We start from the raw sequence: 14,268 nt of genomic DNA, 5'->3' as shown, positions 1-14,268 counted from the left end.
GGGCGGAGCGGCTGGCTGGTCACAGCGGCCAAGCCTAGCCAGCCGTGGTGGACCCACCGAGGCCGGAGGCCCGACGCGTGGCGCCGAAACGAACCAATGGCACCAACTGTCACTACACTGACAAAGCCGGACCAGTTCCTCGGCCCCGGCGTCCGTACCGGCCGCCGGAGTGACATACCGCGAGGGACGTAACACGGCAGAAACACTGGAGACATGGCCGGGCAACCGCACGGTCATAGCGTCGCCAGGAGCCTAGCTACCCGTGGATGTGCCCAGGAGGACGAGTGTTCGCCAATCCCGAGGAACTCCTGCGATACCTCAAGAACGAGGACGTGAAGTTCGTCGACGTACGTTTTTGTGACCTGCCCGGCGTGATGCAGCACTTCAACCTGCCGGTCGAGTCCTTCGACGACAGCGTCTTCACCGACGGCCTCGCGTTCGACGGCTCGTCGATCCGTGGCTTCCAGGCGATCCACGAGTCGGACATGCTCCTGCTCCCGGACGTCGCGACCGCCTTCATCGACCCCTTCCGCGCGCAGAAGACCCTCGCGCTGAACTTCTTCATCCACGACCCGTTCACCCGTGAGGCGTACTCCCGGGACCCGCGGAACGTGGCCAAGAAGGCCGAGGCGTACCTCGCGGCGAGCGGCATCGCGGACACCGCGTACTTCGGCCCCGAGGCGGAGTTCTACATCTTCGACTCGATCCGCCACGAGACCTCCGCCAACCAGGCCTTCTACTACATCGACTCGATCGAGGGCGCCTGGAACACCGGCCGCGAGGAGGAGGGCGGCAACCGCGGCTACAAGACCGCATACAAGGGCGGCTACTTCCCGGTGCCGCCGGTCGACCACTACGCCGACCTGCGGGACAGCATCGTGCGCCGGCTGGTCGACACCGGCTTCACCGTGGAGCGCTCGCACCACGAGGTCGGCACCGCCGGCCAGGCCGAGATCAACTACCGGTTCTCCACCCTGCTGCACGCCGGTGACCAGCTCCAGCTCTTCAAGTACATCGTGAAGAACGAGGCCTGGGCCAACGGCAAGACCGCGACGTTCATGCCGAAGCCGCTCTTCGGCGACAACGGCTCCGGCATGCACACCCACCAGAGCCTCTGGCTCAACGGTGAGCCGCTGTTCTACGACGAGACCGGCTACGCCGGCCTGTCCGACACCGCCCGGTGGTACATCGGCGGCCTGCTGCACCACGCCCCGTCGCTGCTGGCCTTCACCAACCCGACGGTCAACTCGTACCGTCGCCTGGTGCCGGGCTTCGAGGCGCCGGTCAACCTGGTCTACTCGCAGCGCAACCGCTCCGCCTGCACCCGCATCCCGGTCACCGGCAGCAACCCGAAGGCCAAGCGGGTCGAGTTCCGGGTGCCGGACCCGTCGGCCAACGTCTACCTCGCCTTCTCCGCGATGCTGATGGCCGGCCTGGACGGCATCAAGAACAAGATCGAGCCGCCGGCGCCGATCGACAAGGACCTCTACGACCTTCCGCCGGAGGAGTGGGGCGACGTCAAGCAGGTGCCGGGCTCGCTGCCCGAGGTGCTGGACGCGCTGGAGGCCGACCACGACTACCTGCTGGACGGCGGCGTCTTCACCCCGGACCTGATCACCACCTGGGTGGACTGGAAGCGGACCAACGAGGTCGACCCGGTGCGCCTGCGCCCGACCCCGCACGAGTTCGCCATGTACTACGACTGCTGATCACGTTCAGCGCGTCTCGGGCCGGCTCCGCACTCGCGAGGCCGGCCCGAGCGCGTTGCGGGCCCCCCGATGGCCCCAGGCCACCAGGGCGACCACCAGGATGGTCATCGCCACCGCGCCCGGCGCCTTCGTCAGCCGGGCCAGGTTGGTGCCGTCCGGCAACGCGAGGAAGGACGCCACCGCGCACGGCAGCACGAACCAGGTGGTCCGTGCCGCCGCCACCGCCAGTACGGCCAGCGGCCAGGTCGCGTACCAGGGGTGGAACACCGGGGCGAGGGCGACCGTGGCGGCCAGCGCCAGCCCGGCACCGAACAGGGTCACCCGGGTGGCCGTCTCCGACCGCCGCTGACCGGCGCCGGCGTCCCGGTCGCGCAGTATCGACCAGATGCGCCACCACAGCAGCAACAGCAGGACGGCCAGCAGCACCAGTCCGACGAGGCGGGCCACCGGTACCGCATCGGGTCGGCGGCCGACCAACTCTCCGGCGTAGTCGACGACCATGCCGACCGCGGTCGGCGGTGAGGTCCACTGCACGGTGTCGCCGCTGCGGCCCAACCCCGCGAGCCAGCCGAGCCCGAGACCGGACAACAGCGAGGTGACCACCAACCCACCGAGCACCCCGGCGGCGAGCGTGCCACCGTCGCGCAGCAGCGCCGGTACGGTGTGCCGGCCGCGCACCGCGGCCAGCGCCGCGAACGGCAGCACCACCACGGCCGTCGCCTTCACCGACACCGCCAGGCCGAGCAGCACCCCCGCGACCAGCAGTATCCCGGTGTTCAGCAGCGCCCCCGATCGGTCCGTGCGCTCCGGTCGGTTCGATCGGTCCGGTCGATCCGGTCGGCGGACCAGGATCAGCAGGCCGAGCAGGAGCAGGCCGAGCATCACCGCGTCGTTGTGCGCGCCGGCCACCAGGTGCACGCCGACCAGCGGACAGGCCAGCAGCAGCCAGACCGCCCGCCGGGTCGGCACCCCGGCGGCCCGGGCCAGGCCGGGCAGGCAGAGCGCCGCCAGCAACAGTCCGGCCACCGCGAGCACCCGCAACAGCACCACCGTGCCGACCAGGCCGCCGCCGAGCAGCGCGGCCAGGGCGGCGAGCAGCACGAAGAACGGGCCGTACGGCGCCGGGGTGTCCCGCCAGATCGGCGCGACCGACTCCACCCAGGGGCAGCCGCCCGCCGCCACCCCGGTGGTGTACGGGTCACCGCCGTCGGCGTACACCCAGCCCTGGCAGGCGTACGAGTAGACGTCCCGGCTGCCCATCGGAGCGGTGACCAGCAGCGGCAAGGTCCACAACCCGGCGGTGACGTACGCCCACCGGGTCGACGGGGCGCCGCCGCGCAGCGCCCACCAGGCGCCGACCAGGGTGGCGGTGCCGAGCAGCCACAGCACCACGATCAGTGGGCCGTCGGCGCCGTGCCGGAACTGGGTGGTGGCACCGGGCAGCGCGCCGCCGAGGTACCCGGCGACCGCCAGCAGCAACGCGCCCGCCAGGCCGGCGTACCGGGCGAGCCGGGCCCGGCCGGGCGGAGGGCAGGCGGCTGACGCGGACCGGGCAGCGGATCCGGAACGGGCACCGGACGCGGGTGGGTTGGCGCCGGGATCGGTCACCGGCGTACCTCTCCTCAGTCGGCGGGAACCGGGCGGCGGGCCGCCCGAGCCGACCGTACCAAGTACACGGCCACCCCGATCACCAACAGCGTCATCAGCGGCGCACCGACCGTCTTGGTGTACCGGGGCAGCCCGGTGCCGTCGGCCAATACGTGGAACGCGGAGAACACCGTCACCGCGCTGAACCACCAGGTGTGCTGCGCGGTGGCGGCGAGCAGGACCAGCGGCCAGAACCAGTACCAGGGGTGGAACAGCGGGGCCAGCGCCACCGTCGCGGTCAGCGCCAGCGCGGCGTGCCAGAGCGGATCACGGGTGCGTGCCCGGAACCACAGCCAGACCAGCAGCGCCGCCAGCACCACCATGCCGATCCCCCGGGTCACCGGCAGTGCGTCGACGTGCAGGCCGAACGGCAGCACCAGGTAGCCGACGGTCTGCCCGACGGCGGTCGGCGGCGAGGTCCAGGCGATCACTTCGTTGCCGTGGGACAGCCCGGTGATCCAGCCGAAGTCCAGCCCGGCGGCGAACGTCACGCCGAGCAACGTGGCCACCGCCCCACCGACCACCGGCGTACCGTCGCGCAGCAGCGCCCGCAGGGAGAACCCGCCGACGATCGCGGCGAGCGCCGCGAACGGCACCACCACCAGCGCGGTCACCTTGATCCCGGCGGCCATGCCGAGCAGCAGACCACCGGCCAGCAGCGGCCAGGGGCGACCCGGCCGGCTGACCACCACGGCCAGCCCGGCCACCATCAGCCCGACCATCAGTGCGTCGTTGTGCACCCCGGAGACCAGGTGCACGCCGACCAGCGGGCCGGCCAGGGCCAGCCAGAGCGCCCGGCCGACCGGCACGCCGCAGCGGCGGGCCAGCACCGGCAGGCAGGCCGCCGTCAGCAGCACACCGGCCACCGCGATCACCCGGAACAGCGCGATGCTGGCGAACAGCGAGCCGGTCGCGGCGACCACCGCACCGGACAGCACCACGAACAGCGGTCCGTACGGTGCCGGGGTGTCCCGCCAGATGTACGACATGGTGTCCAGCCAGGGGCACGGCAGGGTGGAGACGCCGAACTCGTACGGGTTGATGCCGGCCGAGTAGCTGGCTCCCTGGCAGGCATACGCGTAGGCGTCCCGGCTGCCCAGCGGCGGCGTGAACAGGAACGGCACCAGCCACAGCCCGGCGGTGACCAGGGCCCACCGGGCCGACGGCACCCGGTCCCGCAGCACCCACCAGGCGGCCGCCATGGCGACGGTGCCGAACAGCCACAGCCCGATGATCAGCGGTCCGTACGGGCCCTGCCAGATCTTCAGCGGGGTGGGTCGCAGATCCCCGTTGGGCAGGGCTCCACCGAGGAACGCGGCCACGGCAAGCATGATCGATCCGGCCAGTCCGGTCCAGCGCACGAGGTGATGGGGCACGCCGGACATGCTGCCAGTACCGTGGTCGCGGTACGGAGGTGGGCATGCGGGGCAGTCGGGTAGTGGTGCTGGCCACCGCGTCCGCCGTCGCGCTCGGGGTGGCGTACCTCACTCTCCCGCCGATGGGTTCGGACCTGGCGGCGCAGGTGGCCCGGGCCGACTTCTTCGTCGCGCACGGCCTGACCCCGGTCGACCTGCGCTGGTACGGCGGCGTCCAGCAGTTCGGCTACAGCCTGGTCGCGCAGCCGGTGATGGCCCTGCTCGGGGTACGCCTCACCGGCGTGGTGGCGCTGGTCGCGGCGGCAACCGCGTTCGCCGCGCTGCTGGTACGCACCCGGGTGCCCCGGCCGCTGCTCGGCAGCCTGGTCGGGGTGGTCACCATCGCCGGCAACCTGGTCTCCGGCCGGGTCACGTACGGCCTCGGGGTGGCTTTCGGCCTCGCCGCCCTGCTCGCCCTCACCTGGCACCCCGCCGCCCGCCCGACCGGGGGCGGCGCTCGACCGCGACCCCGGCGGCCCGGAAACGGCGATTCACCACGGCCCGGCCCGGCCGGGAACAACGCAGGGCCACGGCACGCCCTGGCCAGTAGCGGCGGTTGGTGGCGGCTCGGGCTGGCCGGAGCGGGGGCGCTGTTGGCCTCGGCGACCAGTCCGGTGGCCGGACTCTTCGTCGGCCTCGCCGGGGTCGCGCTTTTGCTGTCCCGCCGGTACGCCGACGGGCTGCTCCTCGCGGTGGCGGCCGCCCTGCCGCTGGGCGTGACGGCGCTGCTGTTCGGCGACGGTGGCTGGATGAACATCAGCCGCACCGACACGGTCCGGGCGGCGGTGACCGCGCTGCTGGTGGCGGCGCTGGTCGGATACCGGCCGGTGCGGTTAGGTGCGCTGCTGGCAGCGGGCGGGGTGGTCGCGGCGGCGCTGGTGCACACCCCGGTCGGGCTGAACGCCACCCGGCTGGCGACTGTGTTCGCGCTTCCCGTCCTGGCCGCGGCGGCCCGCCCGCCTGCCTGGCTGACCCGCCTCCCGAGTCGGTTACGGCGACCTGGCACGACTGTGCCGCCCGACGGCGAGGTGCCGGCTCGGCGGACGGCGGGGGTGGCTGCGCTGGTCGTGCTGCTGGCGGCGGTGTGCTGGTGGCAGCCGCCGGTGGTCCCCGCCGACCTGCGCAGCATCGGCGAGCCGACGAGCGATCCCGGCTACTTCGCTCCGCTGCGCGCCGAGTTGGACCGACGCGGCCGCACCGGGCGGCTGGAGGTGCCACCCACCCGCAACTACTGGGAGGCCGCCCGGCTCGGCGACGTACCTCTTGCCCGGGGCTGGCTGCGGCAGGCGGACATCGACCGCAATCCGCTGTTCTTCACCACCGTGCCCGGCGCGGCCGGCACCGGCGTGCCGCTGACCGTGGAGAGCTACCGGGCCTGGCTCGACGAGAACGCGGTGCAGTACGTCGCGGTGCCCGACGCGCCGCTGTCCTGGGTCGGGCGGGCCGAGGCCGAACTGGTCACGGCCGGCCTGCCGTACCTGACGGAGGTCTGGTCCGACCAGCGGTGGCGGCTGTACGCGGTGGCCGACCCGACGCCGCTGGTCGGCGCGCCCGGCGAGCTGGTCCACGCCGACGGCGCCTCGGTCACCTTCCGCGCCACCGAAGCCGGCACGGTGTCGGTACGCGTCCGGCACAGCCGCTGGCTGGCCGCCACCGGCGGCGCGACGGTCTCCGCTGACGGCGACTGGACGGCGGTGGCGGTGCCGCGCGCCGGCACGTACACCGTCGGCGGCTGATCCGGCCGCCGGCATCTACCGCCCGCGGTGTTAAGGGGGGCCCTTGCTCTACCGCAGGCGTTAATAAGGTGCCCTTCCTTACATCTCCAGCAGGCGTTCGGTGGCGGCGCGGGAGCGGCGGCCGGTGCGTAGGTACTCGTCGAGGAACTCGCCCGGGTCGTCCCGGCCGAGCAGCCGGACCACCCCGGCCAGTTCGACGCCGTGCCGGGGTAGTTGGTCGCCGGCCCGGCCACGGACCAGCATCAGCGCGTTGCGGACCTGCGCGGCGAGCGTCCAGCCGGCCGCCATCGCCTCGGCGTCCGCCGGGTCGACCAGGCCGGCGTCCCGGGCGGCGGCGAGCGCGTCGACGGTACGGGTGCCGCGCAGCGCCGGCACCACCCCGGCGTGCCGCAGCTGGAGCAGCTGCACCGCCCACTCGACGTCGGCCAGGCCGCCTCGCCCCAGCTTGGTGTGGGTGGCCGGGTCGGCGCCCCGGGGCAGCCGCTCGGTCTCCACCCGCGCCTTGATCCGGCGGATCTCGATGACCTGTTCCCGGGTCAGCCCTTCGGCCGGGTAGCGGACCGGGTCGACCATCTGCTCGAACCGGGTGCCCAGGTCGGCGTCGCCGCAGACGCACCGGGCCCGCAGCAGCGCCTGCGCCTCCCACACCTTCGACCAGCGCGCGTAGTACTGCTGGTAGGCGGCGAGGCTGCGGACCAGTGGCCCCTGCCGGCCCTCCGGGCGCAGGTCGGCGTCGACGCCGAGCGGCGGGTCGGGCGCGGGCATGCCGAGCAGCCGGCGCAGTTCCTCGGCGATGGCGTGGGCGGCGGCGCTGGCCGCGCTCTCGCTGACGCCCGCCGGCGGGTCGTAGACGAAGAGCACGTCGGCGTCGGAGAGGTAGTTGGACTCGTACCCGCCGAGCCGGCCCATCCCGATCACCGCGAAGCGCAGCCCCGGCAGGGCCGGCTGGGCGGCCCGGGCGGTCCGCAGCGCGGCGGCGAGGGTGGCGTCGGTGACGTCGGACAGGGCGGTGCCGACCGCGGTAATGTCGGCCAGGCCGGATGCCGGGCGACCGCCGTCCGGACGCGACGGGGCGAGCGATCCGGCGCGGCTGAGCACGTCGGCGCAGGCGAGGCGGAGCAGTTCCCGGCGGCGCAGCGCGCGTACCGCCCGGGTGGCTTCGACCGGGTCGGTGTGCCGGGCCGCGGCGGCGGCGAAACCGTCGTAGAGCACCTCGCGCGGCCGGGGGCTCAGCTCGCTCTCCTCGGCCAGCAGGCGCAGCGCCTCCGGCTCGCGGGCCAGCAGGTCGGCGACGTACCGGGAGGAGGACAGCACCCGGGCCAGCCGGCGGGCCACCGGCCCGGAGTCGCGCAGCAGCCGCAGGTACCAGGGGGTGCTGCCGAGGGAGTCGGAGACCTGGCGGTAGTTGAGCAGGCCGCGATCCGGCTCGGGGGCGTCGGCGAACTCGCTGAGCAGGACCGGCAGCAGGGTGCGCTGGATCGCCGCAGTGCGGCTCACCCCGCCGGTGAGGGCCTGGAGGTGACGCAGCGCCCCGGCCGGGTCGGCGAAGCCGAGGATCTCCAGGCGGTTGCGCGCCGCCTCCGGGGTCAGCCGCAGGCCGTCGGCCGGCACCCGCGCCACCGACTCCAGCAGCGGCCGGTAGAGCAGTTTGGCGTGCAGTCGGCGTACCTCGGCGGCGTGGGTGACCCACTCGGCGCGGAACTCCTCGACGGCGCTGCGTCCCGGGGTGGCGGTGTAGCCGAGCGCCGCGGCCAGCCAGCGCAGCGCGCCCGGCTCGGTCGGTACGGTGTGGGTCCGGCGTAGGCCCTGGAGTTGCAGGCGGTGCTCGACGCCGCGCAGGAAGCGGTAGCCGCGCAGCAGTGCCTCACCGTCGGCCCGGCCGACGTAGCCGCCGGTGACCAGCGCCCGCAGGGCGGGGATGGTGCCGGGCGTCCGCAACGACTCGTCGCCCCGGCCGTGCACCAGTTGCAGCAGCTGCACCGCGAACTCGATGTCGCGCAGCCCGCCGGGACCGCGCTTGATCTCGCGTTCCAGCTCCTTCGGCGGGATGTTGTCGATAATCTTCCGCCGCATGGCACGGACGTCCTCGACCGCCTCGGGGCGCTCGGCCGCCTGCCAGAGCAGCGGTGCCAGCTCGTCGATCCACTCCTGCCCGAGCGCCAGGTCACCGGCGGCCGGGCGGGCCTTGAGCAGCGCCTGGAACTCCCAGGTGCGCGCCCAGCGCCGGTAGTACGCCAGGTGGCTCGCCAGGGTCCGCACCAGCGGCCCCCGGTTGCCCTCGGGGCGCAGCGCGGCGTCGACCGGCCAGGCGACCAGCCCGCAGATGTGGATCAGCCGGGTGGCCACCGTGGTGGCCGCGGCGAGGTCGTCGTCCTCGGCGGCCACGAAGATCACGTCGACGTCGGAGACGTAGTTCAACTCGCCGCCGCCGCACTTGCCCATCGCCACCACGGCCAGCCGGGGCTCCCGGGTGCCCTCGGGCAGCTCGGCGACGGCGATCGCGTACGCCGCCGACAGGGTGGCGTCGGCCAGCGCGGAGAGCGCGGCCATGGTCTGCTCCAGGCCGCGCCCGCCGGTCAGGTCGGCCGCCGCGAGGCGCAGCAGGGCCAGCCGGTACGCCTGGCGCAGCACCGCCACCGGGTTACCGTCGCCGGGCAGGTCGAGCTGGCCGTCGGCGGTTGGGGCGAGACCGTCCGGGGCGGTCCGCAGCACCGGCCACTGGCCCGGGTTGGCGACGAGATGGTCGCCCAGCGCCGAGGAGGCGCCCAGCACGGCGATCAGCCGCCGGCGCAGGCCCGGGTCCTCGTGCAGCGCGGCGAGCAGCGCCGAGTCGGCGCCGATGCCGCCGTTCGGGCCGCCGTGCACACCGAACACCGCGCGGCGTTCGGCCTCGACCAGCCGGTGCAGCTGGCGCAGCGCCAGATCCGGGTCGGCGGCCCGGGACAGCGCGGTGAGCAGTTCCTGGGCCGGCTCGTCGGCGGGTTCCTGGGTCTGCGGGCGCCACAGGTCGAGCCCGGCCGGGCCGAGCAGGTCGGCGGCGCGGGCGCCACCGTCGTCGTCGCCGATCCCGAAGCCGTACCGGGCGAGCCGGCCCGCGGCGCTGGTCGGCCGGCCCATCAGTGCCCGAGCAGCGGCAGGCTGGGGCGCGGGCCGCTGTCGTCCAGCTCGCCGAGGGCCAGCGCGGCGAACCGGGCCGCGAACGGCTGCCAGACCTCCTCGACGTCGGCCATCACCGCGTTACAGGCGGTGATCACCAGCTGCGGGTCGTAGCCCAGCTCGGCCAGCAACGTCGAGTCGGTGGCCCACTGCGCGATCATCGCGGTGTCGCACTCGATGTGGAACTGCAGGCCCCAGGCCCGGTCGCCGAGGCGGAACGCCTGGTGCGGGTAGCGGGTGGAGGCGGCCAGCAGGGTGGCGCTGGCGGGCAGCTCGGTGATCTCGTCGGCGTGCCACTGGAGCACGTCGGGGATCAGCGGCACGTACCGGAAGAGCGGGTCGAACTCGGCCGCGTCCCGCCGGCCGACCACGGCGGGGCCGACCTCCGGCCCGGACGGGCTCCGCTCGACCGTGCCGGCGTGGGCGGTGGCGAGCAACTGGGCACCGAGACAGACCCCCAGGGTCGGTACCCGGTGCCGGACGGCCTTGCGCAGCAGCCCCTCCACGGCCGGGAACCAGGACGCGCCCGGCGCCCCGTCGGCGTACGGATATGCCTGCTGGTCGCCGCCGAGCACCACCAGCGCGGCGTACCCGTCGAGATCGGCGGGAAGCGCGTCACCCGCGTGCGGGCGGGTCACCGACAGGTCGAGGCCGGCCTCGGTCAGCCACTCCCCCAGCCGGCGCAGGTCGTCGGTCGGGTCATTCTCGATCACCAACGCGGTTGCCACGCCGTCGAGGCTATCCGGTCTCGCCGACCGGGCCGCCGCGCGGGACCGGTGTGGTGTCCAGACACGTTCTGCCGCACCGGGCCAGGACGACGACCGGCGCGTCGGACACCGCACTAGGCTCTGCCGCTGTGTCCGATCACACCGCGCCCGACGACGTCGTACGGCCGCCGGCGCTGCGCCCCGGCGACACCGTGATGCTGGTCTCGCCGTCGGGGCCGACCCGCCCGGAGCGGGTGGCCCGTGGGATCGAGCTGCTCACCGGCTGGGGCCTGCGGCCGGTGCTCGCGCCGAACGTGTACGCCCGGCAGGGCTACCTGGCCGGTGCCGACGCGCTCCGCGCGGCCGACCTGAACACCGCCTTCGCCGACCCGCGGGTACGCGGGGTGATCTGCACCCGCGGCGGCTACGGCGCGCAGCGGGTGGTGGACGCGATCGACCTGGCCGCGGTACGCCGCGACCCGAAGGTGGTGGCCGGCTTCTCCGACATCACCGCCCTGCAACTGGCGCTGTGGCGGGGCGCCCGGCTGGCCGGGGTGCACGGGCCGGGGGCGGCCTGGCGGGACGAGCGCACCCCACTGGCCTCGGCGGAGTCCCTGCACGCGGCGCTGACCACCACCGAGCCGGTCGCCGTACGCGCCGTCGAGGGTGAGGAGACCTTCGGCGTACGGGTGCCGGGGCGGACCGTCGGCCGGCTGCTCGGCGGCAACCTCTGCCTGGTGGCGGCCTCGCTGGGCACCCCGGACATGCCCGACCTGACCGGGGCGGTGCTGCTGCTGGAGGACGTGCAGGAGCCGCCGTACAAGGTCGACCGGATGCTGACCCAGTTGCGCCGGGCCGGCGTGCTGGACGGGCTGGCCGGGGTGGCGGTGGGCCAGTTCACCGACTGCGCGGACGGCTGGGAGGTCGGCGTCGCCGACGTCCTCACCGAACGCCTCGGCGACCTGGGCGTGCCGGTGCTGGGCGGCCTGCCGATCGGCCACGGCCCCGGTCAGCTCAGCGTCCCGGTCGGCACGCTGGCCACCCTCGACGCCGACGCCGGCACGCTGACCGTCGCCGCCGCCGTCCGCTGAAGCGCCGAAGCCGCCGGTTCGTCCGGTTCGCCGGGCCGGATTGCCAGCCCGTTGACAGGTTCGCCACGGGCCACCCCCAGCCTCGATCGTCACTGTCGGTGACGTCAACGCATCACCGACGAGTTGGAGGACCGATGTCCCGCACGATCTCGAAGAAGCACCTGCTGGCCGGGCTGGCCGCCGCGGGCGTACTCGGCGTGGGGATCGCCGCTCCCACCGTGGCCCTCGCGGACGACAAGAGCACCCCGAGCGCCAGCGCGAGCGCCGAGGACCAGCAGGACGGCCAGCGGCCGGAGCGTACGGAGCAGCGACAGGCGTTCGCCGAGCAGCTGGCCCAGGAGCTCGGCGTGCCCACCGAGAAGGTGACCGCAGCGCTGGAGAAGCTCCGCGAGCAGCACAAGTCGCAGGGGCGGCCGGACGGCGAACACCGTGCGGGCCGCGGCGGGGACCGCGGACCGAAGGGCTCCGCCGAGGACCGCAAGGAGGTGCTGGCCGAGCGGCTCACCCAGGCGGTCAAGGACGGCAAGCTCACCCAGGAGCAGGCCGACGCGATCACCGCGGCCGTGGAGGCCGGCGTGTTCGGCGGCCCGGGTGGCTGGGGCGGCCCGGGTGGCCGTGGCGGTCACGACGCTGCCGGCAAGTAACGCCGGTGCCCGCGGGCCGGCGTCGTCAGGCGTCGGCCCCGGGCTTCGCCGCGCCCCCGTCCGGTCGGCCCGGCGCGGGCAACCCGCACTGCCGGGTAGCCGGACCAGACTATGTGGACGGACCCGCGGTGCCGGGGTTCAGGCGATGCAGGCACAGACGATCAGCGCGGCGCCGAAGTGGGTGGCGGCGCTGACCCGGGCCACCGGGTGCGGCTCGTCGGAGCAGATGACCTCGCCGAGCCGGCCCGGGGTGAGCAGGTCCAGCACGAAGAAGGCCAGCGCCATGATGGCCAGCCCGACCAGCCCGAAGATCACCGTCGAGGCCAGCCCCTTGGCGAAGTCGCTGTAGCTGGTCAGGATCGCGGTGAACACGATCCCGGCGATACCCAGCTGGTTGGCGGCGAGCAGCAGACCGGCGTTGGCGTTGCGGTGGATCCAGATCAGTTCCCGCAGCTTGCCCGGGGTGAGCAGGTCGACCAGCACGAAGCCGGCGGCCATCAGGCCGACCCCGACGACCCCGAACACCACGCTCTGCCAGGCTCCGCTGAGCAGATCCTCCAGCACCGACTGCCTCCCCGACCGTCCCCGGCCGGCGGGCGCCGGCACGGTGATCGAGACGATAGCGGCCGGACGCAACGCCCGGCGCCGGGCCCTTCGCGGGGCCTGGCGGCTACAGCGACAGGTAGCGCTGGCGCTCGTACGGGGTGACCTCGCGGCGGTACTGCTCCCACTCGGCGCGCTTGTTACGCAGGAAGAAGTCGAAGACGTGCTCGCCGAGCACCTCGGCGACCAGCTCCGAGCCGGCCATCACGTCGATCGCCTCGGCGAGGTTCTCCGGCAGCGGCTCGTACCCCATCGCCCGCCGCTCGGCGCTGGTCAGCGACCACACGTCGTCCTCGGCGCCCGGCGGCAGCTCGTACCCCTCCTCGATGCCCTTCATCCCGGCGCCGAGCAGCACCGCGAAGGCCAGGTACGGGTTGGCGGCCGAGTCGGGCGAGCGGACCTCCACCCGGGCGGAGTTCGGCTTGCCGTACGCCGGGACGCGGACCAGCGCGGAACGGTTCAGGTGACCCCAGCAGACGTACGCCGGACTCTCGGTGACCCGGTCCGGCAGCGCCTGCGGGAACAGCCGCTTGTACGAGTTGACCCACTGGTTGGTGACCGCGGTGTACTCGCGGGCGTGGGTCAGCAGCCCGGCGATGAACGCCCGGGCCACCTTGGACAGCTTCATCGGGTCGCTGGCGTCGTGGAACGCGTTGCGCTCCCCCTCGAACAGCGACAGGTGGGTGTGCATCCCACTGCCGGGCTGGTCGGTGAACGGCTTGGGCATGAAGGTGGCCTGCACCCCGGTGGAGAGCGCCACCTCCTTGACCACGTGCCGGAAGGTCATGATGTTGTCGGCGGTGGTCAGCGCGTCCGCGTAGCGCAGGTCGATCTCCTGCTGACCGGGGGCGACCTCGTGGTGGCTGAACTCGACCGAAATGCCGATCCGCTCCAGCGCCAGCACCCCCTGGCGGCGGAAGTCCCTCGCCACCGCGTGGGTGGTGTGCTCGAAGTAGCCGCCGGTGTCCACCGGCACGGGCACCGAGCCGTCCATCGGCCCGTTCTCCAGCAGGAAGAACTCGATCTCGGGGTGGGTGTAGAAGGTGAAGCCCTTCTCCGCCGCCTTGGACAGCGCCCGGCGCAGCACGTGCCGGGGGTCGGCCCAGGACGGTCCGCCGTCGGGGAGCAGGATGTCGCAGAACATCCGGGCGCTCTCGCCGCTGACCCCGCCCTCGAACGGGAAGACCTGGAAGGTGGTCGGGTCGGGCATGGCGACCATGTCCGACTCGAAGACCCGGGCGAAGCCCTCGATGGCCGAGCCGTCGAACCCGATGCCCTCCTCGAAGGCGGCCTCCAGCTCGGCGGGGGCGACGGACACGCTCTTGAGCGTGCCGAGCACGTCGGTGAACCAGAGCCGGACGAAGCGGATATCCCGCTCTTCCAGCGTACGGAGGACGAACTCCTGCTGACGGTCCACTGCCCCAACCTTCCGCGACACGCTCTGTCCGCCTTCGACCGGGCCCTGCCCGGTCTGACCGATCAGTCTCCACCGGCCCGATTACGCAGACGTTACGCGAACTGCCGCCGCCGCGTCCCGGCCAGTCCCGACCGGCGGCCGCC

The 14,268-nt window shown here is 73.7% G+C and carries 10 protein-coding genes; 4 read left to right on the top strand and 6 right to left on the bottom strand.

Annotation, left to right across the window (positions count from 1 at the left end; genetic code table 11):
• Positions 1-284: 284 nt before the first annotated feature.
• Positions 285-1,709, top strand: coding sequence for a type I glutamate--ammonia ligase (gene glnA / locus C1I95_RS09400; protein ID WP_111213404.1), 1,425 nt, complete (start codon positions 285-287; stop codon positions 1,707-1,709).
• A 6-nt stretch (positions 1,710-1,715) separates the two neighbouring features.
• Here the strand turns inward: glnA (C1I95_RS09400) and mptB (C1I95_RS09395) are convergent, their stop codons facing one another.
• A complete protein-coding gene (mptB, locus tag C1I95_RS09395; RefSeq protein WP_111213403.1) occupies positions 1,716-3,317 on the bottom strand; it encodes a polyprenol phosphomannose-dependent alpha 1,6 mannosyltransferase MptB in 1,602 nt (533 codons plus the stop codon).
• Positions 3,318-3,331: 14 nt separating this feature from the next.
• A complete protein-coding gene (mptB, locus tag C1I95_RS09390; RefSeq protein WP_199523662.1) occupies positions 3,332-4,732 on the bottom strand; it encodes a polyprenol phosphomannose-dependent alpha 1,6 mannosyltransferase MptB in 1,401 nt (466 codons plus the stop codon).
• A 44-nt stretch (positions 4,733-4,776) separates the two neighbouring features.
• On the opposite strand from mptB (C1I95_RS09390), the gene C1I95_RS09385 reads away from it, so the two are divergent.
• A complete protein-coding gene (locus tag C1I95_RS09385; RefSeq protein WP_111213409.1) occupies positions 4,777-6,507 on the top strand; it encodes a hypothetical protein in 1,731 nt (576 codons plus the stop codon).
• 78 nt (positions 6,508-6,585) lie between these two features.
• Here the strand turns inward: C1I95_RS09385 and C1I95_RS09380 are convergent, their stop codons facing one another.
• Both C1I95_RS09380 and C1I95_RS09375 read right to left on the bottom strand, forming a co-directional pair.
• Complete coding sequence (locus C1I95_RS09380) at positions 6,586-9,624, bottom strand: bifunctional [glutamine synthetase] adenylyltransferase/[glutamine synthetase]-adenylyl-L-tyrosine phosphorylase (protein ID WP_111213401.1); 3,039 nt, start codon at positions 9,622-9,624, stop codon at positions 6,586-6,588.
• Positions 9,624-10,391 (bottom strand): type 1 glutamine amidotransferase, encoded by a 768-nt coding sequence (locus C1I95_RS09375; protein WP_111213400.1) that lies wholly within the window; start codon positions 10,389-10,391, stop codon positions 9,624-9,626. The genes C1I95_RS09380 and C1I95_RS09375 overlap by 1 nt, the downstream gene beginning before the upstream one ends.
• A gap of 194 nt (positions 10,392-10,585) precedes the next feature.
• On the opposite strand from C1I95_RS09375, the gene C1I95_RS09370 reads away from it, so the two are divergent.
• A complete protein-coding gene (locus C1I95_RS09370) occupies positions 10,586-11,461 on the top strand; it encodes a S66 peptidase family protein (RefSeq protein ID WP_111213408.1) in 876 nt (291 codons plus the stop codon).
• Positions 11,462-11,595: 134 nt separating this feature from the next.
• A complete protein-coding gene (locus C1I95_RS09365) occupies positions 11,596-12,105 on the top strand; it encodes a hypothetical protein (protein WP_111213399.1) in 510 nt (169 codons plus the stop codon).
• Positions 12,106-12,243: 138 nt separating this feature from the next.
• Here C1I95_RS09365 and C1I95_RS09360 read toward each other — a convergent pair whose 3' ends face one another.
• Together C1I95_RS09360 and glnA (C1I95_RS09355) are read right to left on the bottom strand one after the other, a co-directional pair.
• On the bottom strand, positions 12,244-12,669 hold the full coding sequence (locus C1I95_RS09360) for a DUF350 domain-containing protein (protein ID WP_111213398.1): 426 nt from the start codon (positions 12,667-12,669) through the stop codon (positions 12,244-12,246).
• A 106-nt stretch (positions 12,670-12,775) separates the two neighbouring features.
• The gene (glnA, locus tag C1I95_RS09355; protein ID WP_111213397.1) at positions 12,776-14,125 is read right to left on the bottom strand and encodes a type I glutamate--ammonia ligase; all 1,350 of its coding nucleotides are present in this window, start codon (positions 14,123-14,125) and stop codon (positions 12,776-12,778) included.
• Between the last annotated feature and the right edge of the window lie 143 nt (positions 14,126-14,268).

Source organism: Micromonospora craterilacus (assembly GCF_003236315.1).
In the GTDB taxonomy this organism is placed as follows: Bacteria; Actinomycetota; Actinomycetes; order Mycobacteriales; family Micromonosporaceae; genus Micromonospora; species Micromonospora craterilacus.
This window is presented reverse-complemented; position numbering and strand designations above follow the sequence as displayed.